The 21,160-nt window shown below is 55.2% G+C and carries 17 protein-coding genes and 1 pseudogene; 16 read left to right on the top strand and 2 right to left on the bottom strand.

Features of this window, described 5'->3' with window-relative positions:
* The first annotated feature begins 41 nt into the window (after window positions 1–41).
* Together mog and IM282_RS05445 are read left to right on the top strand one after the other, a co-directional pair.
* Window positions 42–629: a molybdopterin adenylyltransferase gene (gene mog, locus IM282_RS05440; protein ID WP_003856479.1), complete on the top strand. Its 588-nt coding sequence runs from the start codon at window positions 42–44 to the stop codon at window positions 627–629.
* A 122-nt stretch (window positions 630–751) separates the two neighbouring features.
* Window positions 752–2,074: an MFS transporter gene (locus IM282_RS05445; protein ID WP_023305417.1), complete on the top strand. Its 1,323-nt coding sequence runs from the start codon at window positions 752–754 to the stop codon at window positions 2,072–2,074.
* Here the strand turns inward: IM282_RS05445 and satP are convergent.
* Window positions 2,051–2,617, bottom strand: coding sequence for an acetate uptake transporter (satP, locus tag IM282_RS05450; protein WP_022647004.1), 567 nt, complete (start codon window positions 2,615–2,617; stop codon window positions 2,051–2,053). The genes IM282_RS05445 and satP overlap by 24 nt on opposite strands.
* Before the next feature lie 296 nt (window positions 2,618–2,913).
* Between satP and dnaK the strand changes: the two genes are divergently transcribed.
* The 4 genes from dnaK to nhaR all read left to right on the top strand — a co-directional run bounded on the left by dnaK (window position 2,914) and on the right by nhaR (window position 8,367).
* A complete protein-coding gene (gene dnaK / locus IM282_RS05455) occupies window positions 2,914–4,827 on the top strand; it encodes a molecular chaperone DnaK (protein WP_006810169.1) in 1,914 nt (637 codons plus the stop codon).
* A gap of 87 nt (window positions 4,828–4,914) precedes the next feature.
* Entirely contained in the window at window positions 4,915–6,060 is a 1,146-nt protein-coding gene (gene dnaJ, locus IM282_RS05460; RefSeq protein WP_008502040.1) for a molecular chaperone DnaJ, read from the top strand.
* A 173-nt stretch (window positions 6,061–6,233) separates the two neighbouring features.
* Window positions 6,234–7,409, top strand: coding sequence for a Na+/H+ antiporter NhaA (gene nhaA / locus IM282_RS05465; protein WP_032625424.1), 1,176 nt, complete (start codon window positions 6,234–6,236; stop codon window positions 7,407–7,409).
* Window positions 7,410–7,467: 58 nt separating this feature from the next.
* The gene (gene nhaR / locus IM282_RS05470) at window positions 7,468–8,367 is read left to right on the top strand and encodes a transcriptional activator NhaR (protein WP_003856462.1); all 900 of its coding nucleotides are present in this window, start codon (window positions 7,468–7,470) and stop codon (window positions 8,365–8,367) included.
* A gap of 58 nt (window positions 8,368–8,425) precedes the next feature.
* Here the strand turns inward: nhaR and rpsT are convergent, their stop codons facing one another.
* On the bottom strand, window positions 8,426–8,689 hold the full coding sequence (gene rpsT, locus IM282_RS05475; protein WP_003856458.1) for a 30S ribosomal protein S20: 264 nt from the start codon (window positions 8,687–8,689) through the stop codon (window positions 8,426–8,428).
* A gap of 101 nt (window positions 8,690–8,790) precedes the next feature.
* Between rpsT and IM282_RS22000 the strand changes: the two are divergent.
* From IM282_RS22000 to IM282_RS05520, 10 genes and pseudogenes are all read left to right on the top strand, one after another.
* Window positions 8,791–9,008: pseudogene (locus tag IM282_RS22000) on the top strand (DUF2575 domain-containing protein).
* Window positions 9,009–9,015: 7 nt separating this feature from the next.
* Window positions 9,016–9,942: a bifunctional riboflavin kinase/FAD synthetase gene (gene ribF / locus IM282_RS05480; RefSeq protein ID WP_023299293.1), complete on the top strand. Its 927-nt coding sequence runs from the start codon at window positions 9,016–9,018 to the stop codon at window positions 9,940–9,942.
* A gap of 45 nt (window positions 9,943–9,987) precedes the next feature.
* Entirely contained in the window at window positions 9,988–12,804 is a 2,817-nt protein-coding gene (gene ileS / locus IM282_RS05485; protein ID WP_038415308.1) for an isoleucine--tRNA ligase, read from the top strand.
* Window positions 12,804–13,304, top strand: a complete 501-nt coding sequence (gene lspA / locus IM282_RS05490; RefSeq protein ID WP_192970214.1) for a signal peptidase II — start codon at window positions 12,804–12,806, stop codon at window positions 13,302–13,304. The genes ileS and lspA overlap by 1 nt, the downstream gene beginning before the upstream one ends.
* 116 nt (window positions 13,305–13,420) lie before the next feature.
* On the top strand, window positions 13,421–13,870 hold the full coding sequence (fkpB, locus tag IM282_RS05495) for an FKBP-type peptidyl-prolyl cis-trans isomerase (RefSeq protein WP_023299296.1): 450 nt from the start codon (window positions 13,421–13,423) through the stop codon (window positions 13,868–13,870).
* A gap of 1 nt (window position 13,871) precedes the next feature.
* A complete protein-coding gene (ispH, locus tag IM282_RS05500) occupies window positions 13,872–14,822 on the top strand; it encodes a 4-hydroxy-3-methylbut-2-enyl diphosphate reductase (RefSeq protein WP_022647010.1) in 951 nt (316 codons plus the stop codon).
* A gap of 205 nt (window positions 14,823–15,027) precedes the next feature.
* On the top strand, window positions 15,028–15,849 hold the full coding sequence (gene dapB, locus IM282_RS05505) for a 4-hydroxy-tetrahydrodipicolinate reductase (RefSeq protein ID WP_022647011.1): 822 nt from the start codon (window positions 15,028–15,030) through the stop codon (window positions 15,847–15,849).
* A gap of 454 nt (window positions 15,850–16,303) precedes the next feature.
* A complete protein-coding gene (gene carA / locus IM282_RS05510) occupies window positions 16,304–17,452 on the top strand; it encodes a glutamine-hydrolyzing carbamoyl-phosphate synthase small subunit (RefSeq protein ID WP_023299297.1) in 1,149 nt (382 codons plus the stop codon).
* Window positions 17,453–17,470: 18 nt separating this feature from the next.
* Window positions 17,471–20,695 (top strand): carbamoyl-phosphate synthase large subunit, encoded by a 3,225-nt coding sequence (gene carB / locus IM282_RS05515; RefSeq protein WP_023299298.1) that lies wholly within the window; start codon window positions 17,471–17,473, stop codon window positions 20,693–20,695.
* Between the two features lie 182 nt (window positions 20,696–20,877).
* Window positions 20,878–21,111 (top strand): YgdI/YgdR family lipoprotein, encoded by a 234-nt coding sequence (locus tag IM282_RS05520; protein WP_003856439.1) that lies wholly within the window; start codon window positions 20,878–20,880, stop codon window positions 21,109–21,111.
* Window positions 21,112–21,160 lie beyond the last annotated feature (49 nt).

A 21,160-nucleotide genomic window follows, 5' to 3' on the forward strand; every position in this document is an offset into this window, starting at 1 on the left:
GTATCATTCCCTTTAATCAGTACTTTTTGAATGGAATGGATATGAATACCTTACGCATCGGCTTAGTGTCGATTTCTGACCGCGCCTCCAGCGGTGTTTATCAGGATAAAGGCATCCCTGCTCTGGAAGCGTGGCTGGGCAGCGCGCTCACTACCCCGTTTGAGATCCAGACTCGCCTGATCCCGGACGAGCAGCCGATCATCGAGCAGACCCTGTGTGAGCTGGTGGATGAGATGAGCTGCCACCTTGTGCTGACGACGGGCGGAACCGGCCCCGCGCGCCGCGATGTAACGCCGGACGCGACGCTGGCTATCGCCGATCGTGAAATGCCGGGCTTCGGTGAACAGATGCGCCAGATCAGTCTACACTTTGTCCCGACGGCCATTCTTTCCCGTCAGGTCGGGGTGATCCGCAAACAGGCGCTGATCCTGAACCTGCCGGGGCAGCCGAAGTCGATAAAAGAAACGCTGGAAGGAGTAAAAGCCGAAGACGGCAGCGTTATCGTCCACGGTATCTTTGCAAGTGTACCGTATTGTATACAACTGCTTGACGGTCCGTACGTGGAAACTGACGGCAATGTGGTAGCAGCATTTCGCCCTAAAAGCGCTCGCCGCGAAACAATCTCCTGAAAATGCTTTAAATGTGACATTAGCGCCAGCCGCAGTAGCGTGTAAATGGATTTACGATATAGTAATTTTTTCTTTACGATTGCTGTAAAAAATAATCCACAACACATGCACAATGGTTCGCTATGTCACATAACACCCGACCTCTGAATCGACAGGACTACAAAACCCTCACGCTCGCTGCTCTGGGCGGCGCGCTGGAGTTTTACGACTTCATCATCTTTGTCTTCTTCGCCGCCGTCGTGGGGGCGCTGTTTTTCCCGGCGGATATTCCTGAATGGCTGCGTCAGGTGCAAACCTTCGGCATTTTCGCTGCCGGGTATCTGGCGCGTCCGCTGGGCGGCATTGTTATGGCGCACTTTGGCGATCTGGTTGGGCGCAAGAAGATGTTTACCCTCAGCATCCTGCTGATGGCCGTGCCGACGCTGGCGATTGGCCTTTTGCCTACATATGAGTCGATGGGCATTATCGCCCCGTTATTGCTGCTGCTGATGCGTATTCTCCAGGGCGCGGCCATCGGCGGGGAAGTGCCGGGCGCGTGGGTGTTTGTCGCTGAGCACGTCCCGGTGCGCCGCATCGGCATTGCGTGCGGAACGCTGACCGCAGGACTGACGATCGGGATCCTGCTTGGCTCCGTGGTTGCAACCATCATCAATACCAGCATGACGCAACAGGCCGTTCACGACTGGGGCTGGCGTATCCCGTTCCTGCTGGGCGGGGCGTTTGGGCTGGTGGCAATGTACCTGCGACGTTGGTTGCAGGAGACGCCAGTATTTCTGGAAATGCAGCAGCGGAAGGCGCTGGCGCAAGAATTGCCGGTAAAAACCGTAGTAGTGCGGCATAAAAAAGCGGTAGTCGTGTCGATGCTTCTGACCTGGCTGCTGTCTGCGGGTATCGTGGTGGTCATTTTGATGTCGCCGGTCTGGCTGCAAAAACAGTACGGTTTTGCGCCTGCTGTGACGTTACAGGCGAACAGTATCGCGACAATTATGCTCTGCTTTGGCTGTCTGGCCGCGGGACTGGCGGCGGATCGTTTCGGTGCCAGCGTGACCTTTATTGTCGGCAGCCTGCTGCTGGCCGCGTCGAGCTGGGCATTCTACCATCTTGCGGGCAGCCATCCTGAACAGTTGTTCCTGCTGTACGGCATCGTCGGGCTGTGCGTGGGCGTCGTTGGCGCCGTACCGTACGTAATGGTCCGCGCCTTCCCGCCGGAGGTACGCTTCACCGGCATCTCTTTCTCTTATAACGTCTCGTATGCCATTTTCGGTGGGCTGACCCCGATTGTGGTCACGGTGTTGATGGGGCTGTCACCCCTTGCACCTGCATGGTACGTGCTGGCGTTATCGCTGATGGGGCTGGTATTGGGGATGTGGCTTCGCCAGTCAGAGGGATGTCGTGCCCGCGACGCGGGCACGACAGAGGGATCAGTGTTTTTCACCAATCGGTAATACGGTGCGGCCGAACTGCTCGTTCAGCACTTCACCCATTGCCAGGTAGATAGCGCTTGCGCCGCACACCAGACCGACCCAGCCGGCAACGTGAACGATGCCTTCGTTATCCGCCAGGTGACCCGCGGCAAGCAGAGCGAACAGCACGGTCAGGCTCAGGAAGACGAATTGCAGCGCGCGGTTCGCCTTCAGGGTGCCGAAGAACATGAACAGGGTGAACACGCCCCACAGTCCCAGGTACACGCCCAGGAAATGGGCGTTTGAAGCATCTGCCAAGCCCATTTTAGGCATCAGCAGAATGGCGACCAGCGTCAGCCAGAACGAACCGTAAGAGGTAAAGGCGGTTAAGCCGAAGGTATTGCCTTTCTTATATTCCAGCAGGCCCGCGAAAATTTGCGCGATACCGCCGTAAAAAATGCCCATCGCCAGGATTACGCCGTCCATCGGGAACATCCCGATGTTGTGCAGGTTCAGCAGAATGGTGGTCATGCCAAAACCCATCAGGCCCAGCGGAGCCGGATTAGCCAACTTAGTGTTGCCCATAAGTCCTCAAAAAAATCATCATTAATATGGTGAAATGGTTAAACCCGCGCCAGTTCTACCTGACGGGGCGCGGCATCATAATGGGCGGCATCGGCGCCGTCTATGATCTCATCGGGGTGAAATTAAAAAATTTTTTATCCTTCCCCCTTGATGGATGCCGTTGTGACCCCATCTTGTAAGCAACCGCAGTGTGTGGACCTGAAAAAAATCAAATCTGGGCAGTTGAAAAAGCACGTTCTGCCCTTATTACAGGTACACAACCACATGTTGACTGAATTTTTAGTGGAGACGTTTAGATGGGTAAAATTATTGGTATCGACCTGGGTACTACCAACTCTTGTGTAGCGATTATGGATGGCACTACTGCACGTGTGCTGGAGAACGCCGAGGGCGATCGCACCACGCCTTCTATCATTGCTTATACCCAGGATGGTGAAACTCTGGTTGGTCAGCCGGCTAAACGTCAGGCAGTGACAAACCCGCAAAACACCCTGTTTGCGATCAAACGCCTGATTGGCCGCCGCTTCCAGGACGAAGAAGTTCAGCGTGACGTTTCCATCATGCCTTACAAAATCATCGCAGCCGATAACGGCGATGCATGGCTTGATGTGAAAGGCACCAAAACTGCACCTCCGCAGATCTCTGCTGAAGTGCTGAAGAAAATGAAGAAAACCGCGGAAGATTACCTGGGTGAACCGGTAACTGAAGCTGTTATCACCGTACCTGCTTACTTCAACGATGCTCAGCGTCAGGCAACCAAAGATGCTGGCCGTATCGCAGGTCTGGAAGTAAAACGTATCATCAACGAACCAACCGCAGCTGCGCTGGCTTACGGTCTGGATAAAGAAGTTGGCAACCGTACTATCGCGGTTTACGACCTGGGTGGTGGTACCTTCGATATCTCTATTATCGAAATCGACGACGTTGACGGCGAAAAAACCTTCGAAGTTCTGGCAACCAATGGTGATACCCACCTGGGTGGTGAAGACTTCGATACCCGTCTGATCAACTACCTCGTTGACGAGTTTAAGAAAGATCAGGGCATTGACCTGCGTAACGACCCGCTGGCCATGCAGCGCCTGAAAGAAGCCGCTGAGAAAGCGAAGATCGAACTGTCTTCCGCTCAGCAGACCGACGTGAACCTGCCGTACATCACCGCAGACGCGACCGGTCCAAAACACATGAACATCAAAGTGACCCGTGCGAAACTGGAAAGCCTGGTAGAAGACCTGGTGAACCGTTCTATCGAGCCACTGAAAGTTGCATTGCAGGACGCTGGCCTGTCCGTGTCTGATATTCAGGACGTTATCCTGGTAGGTGGTCAGACTCGTATGCCAATGGTTCAGAAGAAAGTTGCTGAATTCTTTGGTAAAGAGCCACGTAAAGACGTGAACCCGGACGAAGCGGTTGCTATCGGTGCTGCGGTTCAGGGTGGTGTTCTGACGGGTGAAGTGAAAGACGTACTGCTGCTGGACGTTACTCCGCTGTCACTGGGTATCGAAACCATGGGTGGCGTGATGACTCCGCTCATCAACAAAAACACTACTATCCCGACGAAACACAGCCAGGTGTTCTCTACCGCTGAAGATAACCAGTCTGCGGTAACCATCCATGTGATTCAGGGTGAGCGTAAGCGTGCGGCGGATAACAAATCTCTGGGTCAGTTCAACCTGGACGGTATTAACCCGGCACCACGCGGCATGCCACAGATCGAAGTCACCTTCGACATCGATGCTGACGGTATCCTGCACGTGTCTGCGAAAGACAAAAACAGCGGTAAAGAGCAGAAGATCACCATCAAGGCATCTTCTGGCCTGAACGAAGCGGAAATCGAAAAAATGGTTCGTGATGCCGAAGCTAACGCGGAATCCGACCGTAAGTTCGAAGAGCTGGTTCAGACCCGTAACCAGGGTGACCATCTGCTGCACAGCACCCGTAAGCAGGTTGAAGAAGCGGGCGATAAACTGCCAGCGGAAGACAAAACTGCGATCGAAACTGCACTGAGCGCGCTGGAAACGTCTCTGAAAGGCGAAGACAAAGCGGACATTGAAGCGAAGATGCAGGAGCTGGCACAGGTTTCTCAGAAGCTGATGGAAATCGCTCAGCAGCAGCACGCACAGCAGCAGGCGGGCGCTGATGCTTCCCAGAACAACGCGAAAGACGACGATGTTGTCGACGCTGAGTTCGAAGAAGTGAAAGATAAAAAATAATCGCCCTGATGCAGGGTAATTAATCGGCACGGGCGTAGGAGTATTCTCCACGCCCGTGCTCGCATGTTAAGGGGCTTAAAAAAACCAATGGCAAAGCAAGACTATTACGAGATTTTAGGCGTTCCGAAAACTGCGGAAGAGCGTGAAATCAAAAAGGCATATAAGCGCCTGGCCATGAAATTCCACCCTGACCGTAATCAGGGTGACAAAGAGGCTGAAGCCAAATTTAAAGAGATTAAAGAAGCCTACGAAGTCCTGACCGATGCACAAAAACGTGCGGCTTATGACCAGTATGGTCACGCGGCCTTTGAACAGGGCGGCATGGGCGGCGGTGGATTTGGTGGCGGCGGCTTCGGCGGCGGCGCTGATTTCAGCGACATCTTTGGCGATGTATTTGGCGATATCTTCGGCGGCGGTCGTGGTCGTCAGCGCGCGGCGCGCGGCGCAGATCTGCGCTATAACATGGACCTGACGCTGGAAGAAGCGGTTCGTGGCGTAACCAAAGAGATCCGTATCCCGACGCTGGAAGAGTGTGACGTTTGCCACGGCAGCGGCGCGAAAGCGGGGACTCAGCCACAGACCTGTCCAACCTGTCACGGTTCCGGTCAGGTACAGATGCGCCAGGGCTTCTTCGCGGTGCAGCAGGCCTGTCCGCATTGTCATGGTCGCGGTACGCTGATTAAAGATCCGTGCACCAAATGCCACGGTCACGGTCGTGTGGAGAAAACCAAAACGCTGTCCGTTAAGATCCCGGCAGGCGTGGATACGGGCGACCGCATCCGTCTGGCAGGTGAGGGGGAAGCGGGCGAGCACGGCGCACCGGCAGGGGATCTGTACGTTCAGGTTCAGGTTAAACAGCACGCCATCTTCGAGCGTGAAGGTAACAACCTGTACTGTGAAGTGCCGATCAACTTTGCGATGGCGGCGCTGGGCGGCGAAATCGAAGTGCCGACGCTGGACGGTCGCGTTAACCTGAAAATCCCTGGCGAAACCCAGACCGGGAAGCTGTTCCGCATGCGCGGCAAAGGCGTTAAATCCGTTCGCGGTGGCGCGCAGGGTGACCTGTTATGCCGCGTGGTTGTTGAAACGCCGGTCGGCCTGAACGACAAGCAGAAACAGCTGCTGAAAGAGCTTCAGGAGAGTTTTGGTGGCCCGACGGGTGAGAAAAACAGCCCGCGCTCCAAAAGCTTCTTCGATGGCGTCAAAAAATTCTTCGACGATTTAACCCGCTAACCTGCCAGCTGGTTACTATCCTTTAAAGCCCGGAAGCGATTCCGGGCTTTTTGCTTTATAGCGTTATTCCTCGGTTAAACTGAATCTATAACCAATATTAATCTGTTTTTACCGATCTGTTTGCGCTGATATTATGGTTTTACCGAGGTATTGTTGTAAAAGAGAGTTTAAACGTGAAATTACTACACCGTTTCTTTAGCAGTGAGGCATCCGGCGGCGTCATCCTGATTATTGCTGCTGCAGCCGCCATGCTGCTCGCCAATATGGGCATGACGCGCGATCTCTATCACGCATTTCTGGAAACCCCCGTCGAGCTGAAGGTCGGGGCGCTGGAAATTAACAAGAACATGCTGCTGTGGATCAACGATGCGCTGATGGCGGTGTTCTTCCTGCTGGTAGGCCTGGAGGTCAAACGTGAGCTGGTGATCGGTTCTCTTGCCAGCCGACAGCGCGCGGCGTTTCCGGTGATCGCGGCGATTGGCGGGATGATCGTTCCCGCTTTGCTCTTTCTCGCGTTTGCGTGGCAGGATCCGGTTGCGCGTGACGGCTGGGCGATCCCGGCCGCAACGGATATCGCGTTTGCGCTCGGGGTCTTAGCCTTGCTCGGTAGCCGCGTCCCGGTAGCACTGAAAATTTTCCTGATGGCGCTGGCGATTATCGATGACCTGGGCGCTATCGTGATTATCGCGCTGTTCTACACCAGCGATCTGTCGGTTCTGTCGCTGAGCGTGGCGGCCGTGGCTATTGCGGTGCTGGCGTTGCTGAACGTCTTCAACGTCCGACGCACGGGTATTTATATTCTGGTGGGGATGGTGCTGTGGACGGCGGTGCTGAAGTCTGGCGTGCATGCCACGCTGGCGGGCGTCATCGTTGGCTTCTTTATTCCGCTGAAGGAGCAGGACGGCAAATCGCCTGCCAGACAGCTGGAGCATGTGCTTCATCCGTGGGTGGGCTTTATGATCCTGCCGCTGTTTGCATTTGCCAACGCGGGTGTTTCCCTGGCCGGTGTTACCCTGGACGGACTCACCTCTGTGCTGCCGCTGGGTATCATCGCTGGTTTGTTTATCGGTAAGCCGCTGGGTATCAGCCTGTTCTGCTGGCTGGCGCTGAAGCTGAAGCTGGCGTCATTGCCAAATGGAACCACCTTTAGTCAGATTATGGCCATCGGCGTGCTATGCGGTATTGGATTCACCATGTCGATCTTTATCTCGACGCTGGCGTTTGGCACCAGCGCGCCTGAGCTTATCGTCTGGGCGAAACTCGGCATTCTTATCGGGTCGTTACTGGCCGCGGTTATTGGTTATACCTTGTTGAAGGTGAAGTTGTCCGGACAGGCTGTCCAGGCATAACAGGAAACCGGGAGAAGGGAAGCCTTCTCCCGATAAACTATCAGGGAGTGAAAACGTGATGTCTCATTTGAACTATAACCATCTCTATTACTTCTGGCATGTCTACAAGCAGGGCTCGGTCGTGGGAGCGGCAGAGGCGCTCTACCTGACACCACAAACTATTACCGGGCAAATCAAAGCCCTGGAAGAGCGCTTACAGGGCAAGCTTTTTAAGCGGAAAGGACGTGGCATTGAGCCGAGCGAGCTGGGCGAACTGGTGTTCCGCTATGCGGACAAGATGTTCACCCTGAGCCAGGAGATGCTGGATATCGTTAACTATCGCAAAGAGTCGAACCTGCTCTTTGACGTGGGCGTGGCGGATGCGTTGTCCAAACGGCTGGTAAGCGGTGTGCTGGATGCGGCGGTGGTGGAAGATGAACAGATTCATTTACGCTGCTTTGAGTCCACTCACGAGATGCTGCTGGAACAGCTGAGCCAGCATAAGCTGGATATGATTATCTCGGACTGCCCAATCGACTCCACGCAGCAGGAAGGCTTGTTCTCGGTGAAAATTGGCGAATGCGGCGTCAGTTTCTGGTGCATTAATCCGCCGCCGGAAAAACCGTTTCCTGCTTGCCTGGAAGAGCGCCGCCTGCTGGTGCCGGGTAGGCGGTCTATGCTCGGACGTAAGCTGCTGAACTGGTTTAACTCGCAGGGGCTGAACGTGGAGATCCTCGGTGAGTTCGACGATGCGGCTTTGATGAAGGCTTTTGGCGAGGCGCACAACGCTATCTTCGTTGCCCCGACGCTGTACGCGCACGATCTCTATTCAGACGACAAGATTACCGAGATTGGCAGGGTGGATAACGTGATGGAAGAGTATCACGCCATATTCGCCGAAAGGATGATTCAGCACCCGGCGGTGCAGCGAATCTGCAACCGCGACTACTCGGCGCTGTTTACGCCGCCGGCAATCTGAAGACATAAAAAAACCCGCGTTAAGCGGGTTCTTTCAAACAAGCAACAACAAGTAGCGATTAAGCCAGTTTGTTGATCTGCGCGGTCAGGTTTGCTTTATGACGCGCTGCTTTGTTTTTGTGGATCAGACCTTTAGCAGCCTGACGATCCACGATTGGTTGCATTTCGTTAAATGCGTTCTGCGCTGCAGCTTTGTCGCCTGCTTCGATTGCTGCGTATACTTTCTTGATGAAAGTACGCATCATAGAGCGACGGCTTGCGTTGTGCTTACGAGCCTTTTCAGACTGAACGGCACGTTTCTTAGCTGATTTGATATTAGCCAAGTCCAACTCCCAAATATGTTCTATGTGGACAATTCAAAGGCCGAGGAATATGCCCTCTTTGCCTTCTTTTGTCAATGGATTTGTGCAAATAAGCGCCGTTAATGAGCGACGCTACGTTACGTAGTGATGGCGCAGGATTCTACCAGCTTGTCTTTCGTGAATACAGCCTTTCGGGATAAAAATCGCAGTTCTCGGGCAGATTTTTTTGCTGTGAAAGGTCAGCCTGATGAAATCATACGGCTTTCTGTTTCGCGTGAACAATCGCCGGTTAACCTTAACCGCCGTACAAGGTATACTTTGGCGATTTTCACTGTTTTGAGCCAGTCATGAAGCTGATACGCGGCATACATAATCTCAGTCAAGCCCCGCACGGGTGCGTGCTGACCATTGGTAATTTTGACGGCGTGCATCGTGGGCATCAGGCGCTGTTGCAGGGATTGCGTAAAGAAGGGGAGGCGCGTGGCCTGCCCGTTGTGGTGATGATTTTCGAACCGCAGCCGCTGGAGCTGTTTGCCGGCGAGAAATCCCCCGCGCGGCTGACGCGTCTGCGTGAGAAGTTACGCTACCTGGCGGAGTCCGGCGTGGACTACGTCCTGTGCGTACGCTTCGACCGTCGGTTTGCCGCGCTGACCGCACAAAACTTTGTCAGCGATCTGTTGGTCAGGCAGCTTGGCGTGCAGTTTCTCGCCGTGGGCGATGATTTCCGCTTTGGCGCTGGTCGTCAGGGCGATTTCTTGTTATTACAGAAGGCTGGCCTGGAGTACGGGTTTGACGTCACCAGTACGATGACCTTCTGTGAGGGCGGGGTGCGCGTCAGCAGCACGGCGGTACGTCAGGCGCTGGCGAACGATGAACTGGACACGGCAGAAACGCTGCTGGGTCATCCGTTCACAATTTCAGGTCGTGTGGTCCATGGCGATGCGCTGGGCCGCACGATAGGTTTTCCGACGGCGAATATACCGCTGCGTCGTCAGGTCTCCCCGGTTAAAGGGGTCTATGCGGTGGAAGTGGCAGGACTGGGTGAGAAGCCTTTTTACGGTGTTGCCAACATTGGTACACGTCCAACGGTTTCCGGTGTGCGTCAACAGTTAGAAGTACACCTGCTGGACGTTGTAATGGACCTCTACGGTCGCCATATAGATGTGATACTGCGTAAAAAAATACGCAATGAACAGCGATTCGCTTCGCTGGATGAACTTAAGGCGCAAATCGCGCGAGATGAATTAACGGCCCGCGAGTTTTTTGGGCTTTAGAACCGGCTTAACTGCCTACGTGATAAATACGGAACCGAGAATCTGATGAGTGACTATAAATCAACCCTGAATTTGCCGGAAACAGGGTTCCCGATGCGCGGCGATCTCGCCAAGCGCGAACCGGGAATGCTGGCGCGTTGGACTGATGATGACCTGTACGGCATCATTCGTGCAGCCAAAAAAGGCAAAAAAACCTTCATTCTGCATGATGGCCCTCCCTATGCGAATGGCAGCATTCATATTGGTCACTCTGTAAACAAGATTCTGAAAGACATTATCGTGAAGTCCAAAGGACTCGCGGGATATGACTCGCCTTATGTTCCGGGCTGGGACTGCCATGGTCTGCCAATCGAGCTGAAAGTGGAGCAAGAGTACGGTAAGCCGGGTGAGAAGTTCACCGCCGCAGAGTTCCGCGCGAAATGCCGCGAATACGCTGCCACCCAGGTAGACGGTCAGCGCGCTGACTTCATCCGTCTGGGCGTGCTAGGCGACTGGTCGCACCCGTACCTGACCATGGACTTCAAAACCGAAGCCAACATTATCCGTGCGCTGGGTAAAATCATCGGTAACGGTCACCTGCATAAAGGCGCTAAGCCGGTGCACTGGTGCGTGGACTGCCGTTCTGCGCTGGCAGAAGCGGAAGTAGAGTATTACGACAAAACCTCGCCTTCTATCGACGTGGCGTTCGAAGCGGTCGATCAGGATGCGATCAAAGCTAAATTTGGCCTGCCAGGCGTAAGCGGTCCAGTCTCGCTGGTTATCTGGACCACCACCCCGTGGACGTTACCAGCCAACCGTGCCATTTCCCTGTCCGGTGAGTTTGAGTACGCGCTGGTACAAATTGATGGTCGCGCGGTTATCCTGGCAAAAGATCTGGTTGAAAGCGTGCTTAAACGCGCGAACATCACCGATTACAGCGTGCTGGGCACCGTAAAAGGCGACGCGCTGGAGCTGATGCGCTTCAAACACCCGTTCCTGGACTTCGACGTTCCGGCGATCCTGGGCGACCACGTCACGCTGGACGCGGGTACCGGTGCGGTGCATACCGCCGGCGGCCACGGTCCTGACGACTACAACATCAGCCTGAAATACGGTCTGGAAATCGCCAACCCGGTCGGTCCGGATGGCTCTTACCTGCCTGGCACCTACCCGGCGCTGGACGGTATCAACGTCTTTAAAGCCAACGACATCATCGTTGACATGCTTCGCACCAGCGGCGCGCTGCTGCACGTTGAGAAAATGCAGCACAGCTATCCGTGCTGCTGGCGCCATAAGACCCCGATTATCTTCCGTGCGACCCCGCAGTGGTTCGTCAGCATGGACCAGAAAGGCCTGCGCGAGCAGTCTCTGAAAGAGATCAAAGGCGTGCAGTGGATCCCGGACTGGGGCCAGGCGCGTATCGAATCCATGGTGGCTAACCGTCCTGACTGGTGTATCTCCCGTCAGCGCACCTGGGGCGTGCCGATGTCGCTGTTCGTGCATAAAGAGACGCAGGAACTGCACCCGAACACCCTGGAACTGATGGAAGAGGTGGCGAAGCGCGTTGAAGTTGACGGCATTCAGGCGTGGTGGGATCTCGATTCCCGTGACATCCTGGGCGCTGACGCGGACAACTACGAGAAAGTGCCGGATACCCTGGACGTGTGGTTCGACTCCGGGTCTACCCACTCCTCCGTGGTTGACGTGCGCCCTGAGTTCGCCGGTCACGCTGCCGACATGTATCTGGAAGGCTCCGACCAACACCGCGGCTGGTTCATGTCATCCCTGATGATCTCCACCGCCATGAAGGGCAAAGCACCTTACCGCCAGGTACTGACCCACGGCTTCACCGTGGATGGTCAGGGCCGTAAGATGTCCAAATCCATCGGTAACACCGTTTCTCCGCAGGACGTGATGAACAAGCTGGGCGCGGATATTCTACGCCTGTGGGTGGCATCCACCGACTACACGGGCGAAATGGCGGTGTCTGACGAGATCCTGAAACGTGCTGCTGACAGCTATCGTCGTATCCGTAACACCGCGCGCTTCCTGCTGGCGAACCTGAACGGGTTTGATCCGGTAAAAGACATGGTGAAGCCGGAAGAGATGGTGGTGCTCGATCGCTGGGCGGTAGGCTGCGCGAAAGCGGCACAGGAAGATATTCTGAAAGCCTATGAGTCTTACGACTTCCACGAAGTGGTGCAGCGCCTGATGCGCTTCTGCTCCATTGAGATGGGGTCGTTCTATCTCGACATCATCAAAGACCGCCAGTACACCGCGAAAGCGGACAGCGTGGCGCGTCGTAGCTGCCAGACCGCGCTGTTCCACATCGCAGAGGCGCTGGTACGCTGGATGGCGCCGATCATGTCCTTCACCGCAGATGAAATCTGGGGTTACCTGCCGGGCGACCGTGAGAAGTATGTCTTCACCGGCGAGTGGTACGAAGGTCTGTTCGACCTCTCCAGCACTGAAGCAATGAACGACGCCTACTGGGACGAGCTGCTGAAAGTGCGTGGCGAAGTGAACAAGGTTATCGAGCAGGCGCGCGCTGACAAGAAAGTCGGTGGCTCTCTGGAAGCGACGGTGACCCTGTACGCAGAACCTGAGCTGGCCGCGAAGCTGACCGCGCTGGGCGATGAATTACGATTTGTCCTGTTGACCTCCGGTGCGAAAGTTGCGGATTATGCCGAGGCATCTGCTGATGCTCAGCAGAGCGAACTGCTCAAAGGACTGAAGGTCGCACTGAGCAAAGCCGATGGTGAAAAATGCCCGCGTTGCTGGCATTACACTACCGATGTCGGCCAGGTGGCGGAACACGCAGACATCTGCGGACGCTGTGTAAGCAACGTCGCCGGCGACGGCGAAAAACGTAAGTTTGCCTGATGAGTAAAACTCTCTGTTCAACAGGACTGCGCTGGCTGTGGCTGGTGGTAGTGGTGCTGATTATTGATTTGGGCAGCAAGTTCCTGATCCTCCAGAATTTCGCTCTGGGGGAGACGGTCCCGCTGTTCCCGTCGCTTAACCTGCACTACGCCCGCAACTACGGCGCGGCGTTTAGTTTCCTTGCCGACAGCGGTGGCTGGCAGCGTTGGTTCTTCGCAGGTATCGCAATGGGTATCTGCGTCGTGCTCGCGGTGCTGATGTACCGCTCGAAGGCCACGCAAAAGCTGAATAACATCGCCTACGCGCTGATCATTGGTGGCGCACTGGGTAACCTGTTTGACCGCCTGTGGCACGGCTTTGTAGTCGATATGATCGACTTCTACGTCGGCAACTGGCACTTTGCGACCTTTAACCTCGCCGATAGCGCAATATGCGTTGGTGCAGCGTTAATCGTGCTGGAAGGCTTCTTGCCTAAACCGGCCGCGAAAGAGCAGGCGTAACAAAACCAGCCGGGTGACGCGTAGCGATCCCGGCCTACAGAATTTGTGGCCCCCGTAGGCCCGGTAAGCGTAGCGCCACCGGGCAACAGGTGACCCAAAACAAGCGAGCAATTTGCATGTCTAAATCCGTACAGAGCAACAGCGCGGTTCTCGTTCATTTCACGCTGAAGCTGGATGACGGCTCCACGGCCGAGTCCACCCGCAACAATGGCAAACCGGCGCTGTTTCGTCTGGGCGACACCTCCCTGTCTGAAGGCCTCGAACAACAGCTTCTCGGGCTGAAAGTGGGTGAGAAAAAAGCGTTCTCACTGGAGCCGGATGCGGCATTCGGTGTGCCAAGCCCGGATCTGATTCAGTACTTCTCGCGCCGTGAGTTTATGGATGCGGGTGAACCGGAGATCGGGGCGATTATGCTCTTTACCGCTATGGACGGCAGCGAAATGCCTGGCGTGATCCGCGAAATCAACGGGGATTCCATCACCGTTGACTTCAACCATCCGCTTGCCGGGCGTACCGTTCATTTTGATGTAGAAGTGCTGGAGATCGATCCGGCGCTGGAGGACTGAAATGCAGATCCTGTTGGCTAACCCGCGCGGTTTTTGCGCTGGTGTAGACCGCGCTATCAGCATTGTTGAAAATGCGCTGGAGATTTACGGCGCGCCGATTTACGTGCGTCACGAAGTGGTGCACAACCGCTACGTGGTCGACAGCCTGCGCGAGCGCGGTGCGATTTTTATCGAGCAGATCAGCGAAGTGCCGGACGGCGCAATCCTCATCTTCTCCGCGCACGGCGTATCCCAGGCCGTACGTAACGAAGCCAAAAGCCGCGATCTGACCGTATTCGATGCCACCTGTCCGTTAGTGACCAAGGTGCATATGGAAGTGGCGCGTGCAAGCCGTCGTGGTGAAGAGTCGATTCTGATTGGCCATGCCGGTCACCCGGAAGTTGAAGGAACCATGGGTCAGTACAGCAACCCGGAAGGGGGCATGTATCTGGTTGAGTCGCCGGAAGACGTTTTTACGCTGAATGTGAAAAACGAAGCGCGTCTGTCGTTTATGACCCAGACGACGCTTTCCGTGGACGACACCTCAGACGTGATTGACGCCCTGCGCCAGCGCTTCCCAAAAATCGTCGGGCCGCGCAAAGATGATATCTGCTACGCAACCACCAACCGTCAGGAAGCCGTGCGCGCGCTGGCTGAACAGGCGGACGTGGTGCTGGTGGTCGGTTCAAAAAACTCCTCTAACTCTAACCGTCTGGCCGAACTGGCGCAGCGTATGGGGAAAGCGGCGTTTCTGATCGACGACGCAACGGACATTCAGGAAGCGTGGGTGAAAAACGCGGCCTGCGTCGGTGTTACCGCAGGTGCTTCAGCGCCGGATATTCTGGTGCAAAACGTCATTGCCCGCCTGCAAGAGCTGGGTGGTGGCGAAGCGGTGCCGCTGGAAGGCCGTGAAGAGAACATTGTCTTTGAAGTGCCGAAAGAGCTGCGAATCGACGCCCGCGAAGTGGAATAATTTCTTTTCTGATGAAAGGCCAGCACCTTCTGTGCTGGCCTTTTTTTTGCTTCGTATCTTATCGTGACGACAAAATCATGTCTTTTACTGATATCTGAGTCGGTTTCACGTTAAATTCTAATTATTGGTGTTTTCAGTTGGCAGCCTTAGCGAAGGCTGGTTAATCTGAAAACGGTTTACATCATTTTAACGTAAGAGAATAACTATGCATGATGCACAGATCCGTGTCGCCATTGCGGGCGCGGGTGGACGTATGGGTCGCCAGCTGATACAGGCGGCACTACAGATGGATGGCGTGGCACTTGGCGCGGCGCTGGAGCGTGAAGGTTCATCTCTGCTGGGCTCCGATGCAGGCGAGCTGGCAGGCGCGGGCAAGACAGGCGTTACCGTGCAGAGCAACCTGGAGGCGGTGAAAGAAGACTTTGACGTGTTCATCGACTTTACCCGTCCGGAAGGCACTTTGACTCATCTGGCGTTTTGCCGCCAGCACGGTAAAGGGATGGTGATTGGCACCACCGGTTTCGATGATGCCGGTAAACAGGCCATTCAGGAAGCAGCCGCCGACATTGCGATTGTCTTCGCCGCGAACTTTAGCGTAGGCGTTAACGTTATGCTGAAACTGCTGGAAAAGGCAGCGAAGGTGATGGGCGACTATACCGACATTGAGATTATTGAAGCGCACCACCGCCATAAAGTCGATGCCCCATCTGGCACGGCGCTGGCGATGGGCGAAGCGATTGCTTATGCAATGGATAAAGATTTGAAAGACATCGCGGTCTATTCTCGCGAAGGTCACACTGGCGAGCGCGTGCCTGGCACCATTGGTTTTGCCACCGTTCGCGCGGGTGATATCGTCGGCGAACATACCGCTATGTTCGCCGATATTGGTGAAAGGGTCGAAATCACACATAAAGCATCCAGCCGCATGACGTTTGCAAACGGGGCGGTACGTTCCGCACTGTGGCTAAAAGGTAAGCCAAATGGTCTTTTTGATATGCGAGATGTGCTCGAACTCAACAATTTGTAAGCGTTATTACCCATCGTGATGTGGTTATTGCAGTCGTAACTGTTTGATTGCATAGGGCAATATTTTATTGCCCTTTTATTTTGTCTATTTCAAATGATTATTGCATTTAACTCATTTAAAGTAAGTGTTTTCATGCTATTTTATGTTGCTGTACTGTAAATTTTGACCATCTGGTCCACTTTTTATTCCCGCAAGACGATTGTTTCTTTTAAACTGCCTGCGCAAGCGGTTTCCACAGTGATTTAGTTGATCTTTTTGCCGCTTAATTTGAAATCAAGCCATCAGGCCTGCAAAAGAATAAACAAAATCCCCGTTTTAAGTTGACTTTTACATGGCAAATCCCCAGAATGCCGCCGTTTGCCAAAAATCCGCTGGCAACACATTTGCATTGATCCATGACATGGTTATGAATTAATATGCAAATAAAGTGAGTGAATATTCTCTGGAGGGTGTTTTGATTAAGTCAGCGCTATTGGTTCTGGAAGACGGAACCCAGTTTATCGGTCGGGCCATAGGGGCAACGGGTTCGGCGGTTGGGGAAGTCGTTTTCAATACTTCAATGACCGGTTATCAAGAAATCCTCACTGATCCTTCCTATTCTCGCCAAATCGTTACTCTTACTTATCCTCATATCGGCAATGTCGGCACCAATGCGGCTGACGAAGAATCCTCTCAGGTACATGCACAAGGCCTGGTCATTCGCGACCTGCCGCTGATTGCCAGCAACTTCCGCAACACCGAAGACCTCTCTTCTTACCTGAAGCGCCATAACATTGTGGCGATTGCCGATATCGATACCCGTAAGCTGACGCGTCTGCTGCGCGAGAAGGGTGCACAAAATGGCTGCATCATCGCAGGGGACAACCTCGATGCGGCGCTGGCGCTGGAAAAAGCGAAAGCCTTCCCGGGCCTGAACGGGATGGACCTGGCGAAAGAAGTGACTACCACAGAAGCCTACAGCTGGACGCAGGGAAGCTGGACGCTGGAAGGCGACCTGCCGGAAGCGAAACCGGAAAGCGAGCTGCCGTTCCACGTGGTGGCCTACGATTTTGGTGCCAAGCGCAACATCCTGCGTATGCTGGTTGACCGTGGCTGCCGCCTGACGGTCGTCCCGGCACAAACGTCTGCGGAAGATGTTCTGAAGATGAACCCGGACGGCATCTTCCTCTCTAACGGTCCTGGCGACCCGGCGCCGTGTGACTACGCTATCGACGCCATTAAGTCCTTCCTTGAAACCGATATCCCGGTATTCGGCATCTGTCTCGGCCATCAGCTGCTGGCGCTGGCGAGCGGAGCGAACACCGTCAAGATGAAGTTCGGCCACCATGGTGGTAACCACCCGGTGAAAGATATCGACAACAACACGGTAATGATCACCGCGCAGAACCACGGCTTCGCTGTGGATGAAGCGACGATGCCAGCTAACCTGCGCGTGACGCATAAGTCACTGTTCGATGGTACCTTGCAGGGTATCCATCGCACCGATAAGCCTGCGTTCAGCTTCCAGGGCCACCCTGAAGCCAGCCCGGGCCCACACGATGCCGCGCCGCTGTTCGATCACTTCATCGAACTTATCGAGCAATACCGTAAGACTGCTAAATAATCAGGAGCTGAGAAGACCATGCCAAAACGTACAGACATAAAAAGCATCCTGATCCTTGGCGCTGGCCCGATCGTGATCGGCCAGGCCTGTGAATTTGACTACTCCGGCGCGCAGGCGTGTAAAGCCCTGCGCGAAGAGGGTTACCGCGTCATCCTGGTCAACTCTAACCCGGCCACCATCATGACCGACCCGGAAATGGCAGATGCGACCTACATTGAGCCGATTCACTGGGAAGTGGTACGCAAAATTATCGAGAAAGAGCGTCCGGATGCGGTGCTGCCGACCATGGGCGGCCAGACGGCGCTGAACTGTGCACTGGAGCTGGAGCGTCAGGGCGTGCTGGAAGAGTTCGGCGTGACCATGATTGGTGCAACCGCCGACGCGATTGATAAAGCAGAAGACCGTCGTCGCTTCGACGTAGCAATGAAAAAAATTGGCCTCGACACCGCGCGTTCCGGTATCGCACACAACATGGAAGAAGCGCTGGCCGTCGCGGCTGACGTGGGCTATCCGTGCATCATCCGTCCATCATTCACCATGGGCGGCACCGGCGGCGGTATCGCCTACAACCGCGAAGAGTTCGAAGAGATTTGCGAACGCGGTCTGGATCTCTCCCCAACCAAAGAGCTGCTGATTGATGAATCGCTGATTGGCTGGAAAGAGTACGAGATGGAAGTGGTGCGTGATAAAAACGACAACTGCATCATCGTTTGCTCCATCGAAAACTTCGACGCGATGGGGATCCACACCGGCGACTCCATCACCGTTGCGCCAGCTCAGACGCTGACCGACAAAGAGTACCAAATCATGCGTAACGCCTCGATGGCGGTACTGCGTGAAATCGGCGTGGAAACCGGCGGCTCGAACGTGCAGTTCTCGGTGAACCCGAAAACCGGCCGTCTGATTGTTATCGAAATGAACCCGCGCGTGTCCCGTTCCTCCGCGCTGGCCTCCAAAGCCACCGGCTTCCCGATTGCGAAAGTGGCGGCGAAACTGGCGGTGGGTTACACCCTTGACGAGCTGATGAACGACATCACCGGTGGCCGCACGCCAGCGTCCTTCGAACCGTCCATCGACTACGTTGTGACCAAAATTCCTCGCTTTAACTTCGAGAAATTCGCCGGCGCGAACGACCGTCTGACTACCCAGATGAAATCCGTTGGTGAAGTCATGGCGATTGGCCGCACGCAGCAGGAATCCCTGCAAAAAGCGCTGCGTGGCCTGGAAGTGGGCGCGACCGGCTTTGACCCGAAAGTCAGCCTGGACGACCCGGAAGCACTGACCAAAATCCGCCGCGAGCTGAAAGACGCGGGCGCAGAGCGTATCTGGTACATCGCCGATGCCTTCCGTGCAGGCCTCTCTATCGACGGCGTATTTAACCTGACTAACATCGACCGCTGGTTCCTGGTGCAGATTGAAGAGCTGGTGCGTCTGGAAGAGAAAGTGGCAGAGCTGGGCATCAACGGCCTGGACGCAGACTTCCTGCGCATGCTGAAGCGTAAAGGCTTCGCCGATGCGCGTCTGGCTAAACTGGCGGGCGTACGTGAAGCGGAGATCCGCAAGCTGCGCGACCAGTATGACCTGCACCCGGTTTACAAGCGCGTGGACACCTGTGCGGCAGAGTTCTCGACCGATACCGCGTACATGTACTCCACCTATGAAGATGAGTGCGAGGCGAACCCGTCCGTCGACCGCGACAAGATTATGGTGCTGGGCGGCGGTCCAAACCGTATCGGCCAGGGCATTGAGTTCGACTACTGCTGCGTGCATGCCTCGCTGGCGCTGCGCGAAGACGGTTACGAGACCATCATGGTCAACTGTAACCCGGAAACCGTCTCGACCGACTACGACACTTCCGACCGCCTCTACTTCGAGCCGGTTACGCTGGAAGACGTGCTTGAAATCGTGCGCATCGAGAAGCCGAAAGGCGTGATCGTGCAGTATGGCGGCCAGACTCCGCTGAAGCTGGCGCGTGCGCTGGAAGCAGCAGGTGTGCCGGTCATCGGCACCAGCCCGGACGCTATTGACCGTGCGGAAGACCGCGAGCGTTTCCAGCAGGCAGTTGATCGTCTCAAGCTGAAACAGCCGGCGAACGCCACCGTGACCGCGATTGAAATGGCCGTTGAGAAAGCGAAAGAGATTGGTTACCCGCTGGTGGTGCGTCCATCCTACGTACTGGGCGGCCGTGCGATGGAAATCGTCTATGACGAAGCCGACCTGCGTCGCTACTTCCAGACGGCGGTGAGCGTTTCCAACGATGCGCCAGTGCTGCTCGACCGCTTCCTCGACGACGCGGTTGAAGTCGACGTTGACGCTATCTGCGACGGCGAAATGGTGCTGATTGGCGGCATCATGGAGCACATCGAGCAGGCTGGCGTGCACTCCGGTGACTCCGCATGTTCTCTTCCTGCGTACACCCTGAGCCAGGAGATTCAGGATGTGATGCGTCAGCAGGTGCAGAAGCTGGCCTTCGAGCTACAGGTTCGCGGCCTGATGAACGTTCAGTTCGCAGTGAAAGACAACGAAGTTTATCTGATTGAAGTCAACCCGCGTGCGGCACGTACCGTACCGTTCGTCTCTAAAGCGACCGGTATTCCGCTGGCGAAAGTGGCGGCGCGCGTGATGGCTGGCCAGACGCTGACTCAGCAGGGCGTCACGAAAGAAATCATCCCGCCGTACTACTCGGTGAAAGAGGTGGTGCTGCCGTTCAACAAATTCCCGGGCGTTGACCCACTGTTAGGGCCAGAGATGCGCTCTACAGGGGAAGTGATGGGCGTGGGCCGCACCTTCGCAGAAGCGTTTGCCAAGGCACAGCTGGGCAGCAGCTCCACCATGAGAAAATCGGGCCGTGCGCTGCTCTCCGTTCGCGAAGGCGATAAAGAGCGCGTGGTTGACCTGGCCGCCAAGCTGCTTAAACAGGGCTTCGAGCTGGATGCAACCCACGGCACGGCAATTGTGCTGGGTGAAGCTGGGATCAACCCGCGTCTGGTGAACAAGGTGCATGAAGGTCGTCCGCACATTCAGGACCGTATCAAGAATGGTGAGTACACCTACATCATCAACACCACCGCAGGTCGCCAGGCGATTGAAGACTCCAAGCTGATTCGCCGCAGCGCGCTCCAGTATAAAGTGCATTACGACACCACCCTGAACGGCGGTTTCGCGACGGCCATGGCGCTGAATGCGGATGCCACCGAGAAGGTGATTTCGGTGCAGGAAATGCACGCTCAGATTAGCAAGTAATCTGCGTAGGCCCGGCAAGCGTTAGCGCCGCCGGGCAAGTGGCGGGTGGCGCTTCGCTTACCCGCCCTACGGTTTTCTTTACCCATCTTAAGAACCTTCTGGTTTTTCATCCGCTTTCAGTCAGTTAGCCTAAAATGGTTAGGTCGATAACGAAAATTCAACTGAGAGCAGGGGAAAACACCATGCAAAATAAACTACTGATCGCTTCCGTTCTGGCTGCCACTGCAATGTTCACCGTGGCGGGCTGTTCGTCAAATCAGGCCGTAAAAACCACCGATGGTAAAACTATCGTTACTGACGGGAAACCGCAGGTGGATGACGATACCGGTCTGGTATCGTACAAAAACGCCGAAACCGGTCAAACTGAACAGATTAACCGTGACCAGGTTAAATCAATGGGTGAGCTGGATAACTAAAAAAAAGCAGTGGCACATGCCACTGCTTTTTTTGCGTCAGAATGATCGA

Source organism: Enterobacter cloacae complex sp. P29RS (assembly GCF_014893445.1).
GTDB classification, from domain to species: domain Bacteria; phylum Pseudomonadota; class Gammaproteobacteria; order Enterobacterales; family Enterobacteriaceae; genus Enterobacter; species Enterobacter intestinihominis.

What these genes read in the sequence shown, in the direction of transcription:
- mog (WP_003856479.1), top strand. Translation starts at nt 42, where the DNA reads ATGAATACCTTACGCATCGGCTTAGTGTCGATTTCTGACCGCGCCTCC.
- IM282_RS05445 (WP_023305417.1), top strand. Translation starts at nt 752, where the DNA reads ATGTCACATAACACCCGACCTCTGAATCGACAGGACTACAAAACCCTC.
- satP (WP_022647004.1), bottom strand. Translation starts at nt 2,617, where the DNA reads ATGGGCAACACTAAGTTGGCTAATCCGGCTCCGCTGGGCCTGATGGGT.
- dnaK (WP_006810169.1), top strand. Translation starts at nt 2,914, where the DNA reads ATGGGTAAAATTATTGGTATCGACCTGGGTACTACCAACTCTTGTGTA.
- dnaJ (WP_008502040.1), top strand. Translation starts at nt 4,915, where the DNA reads ATGGCAAAGCAAGACTATTACGAGATTTTAGGCGTTCCGAAAACTGCG.
- nhaR (WP_003856462.1), top strand. Translation starts at nt 7,468, where the DNA reads ATGTCTCATTTGAACTATAACCATCTCTATTACTTCTGGCATGTCTAC.
- ribF (WP_023299293.1), top strand. Translation starts at nt 9,016, where the DNA reads ATGAAGCTGATACGCGGCATACATAATCTCAGTCAAGCCCCGCACGGG.
- ileS (WP_038415308.1), top strand. Translation starts at nt 9,988, where the DNA reads ATGAGTGACTATAAATCAACCCTGAATTTGCCGGAAACAGGGTTCCCG.
- lspA (WP_192970214.1), top strand. Translation starts at nt 12,804, where the DNA reads ATGAGTAAAACTCTCTGTTCAACAGGACTGCGCTGGCTGTGGCTGGTG.
- fkpB (WP_023299296.1), top strand. Translation starts at nt 13,421, where the DNA reads ATGTCTAAATCCGTACAGAGCAACAGCGCGGTTCTCGTTCATTTCACG.
- ispH (WP_022647010.1), top strand. Translation starts at nt 13,872, where the DNA reads ATGCAGATCCTGTTGGCTAACCCGCGCGGTTTTTGCGCTGGTGTAGAC.
- dapB (WP_022647011.1), top strand. Translation starts at nt 15,028, where the DNA reads ATGCATGATGCACAGATCCGTGTCGCCATTGCGGGCGCGGGTGGACGT.
- carB (WP_023299298.1), top strand. Translation starts at nt 17,471, where the DNA reads ATGCCAAAACGTACAGACATAAAAAGCATCCTGATCCTTGGCGCTGGC.
- IM282_RS05520 (WP_003856439.1), top strand. Translation starts at nt 20,878, where the DNA reads ATGCAAAATAAACTACTGATCGCTTCCGTTCTGGCTGCCACTGCAATG.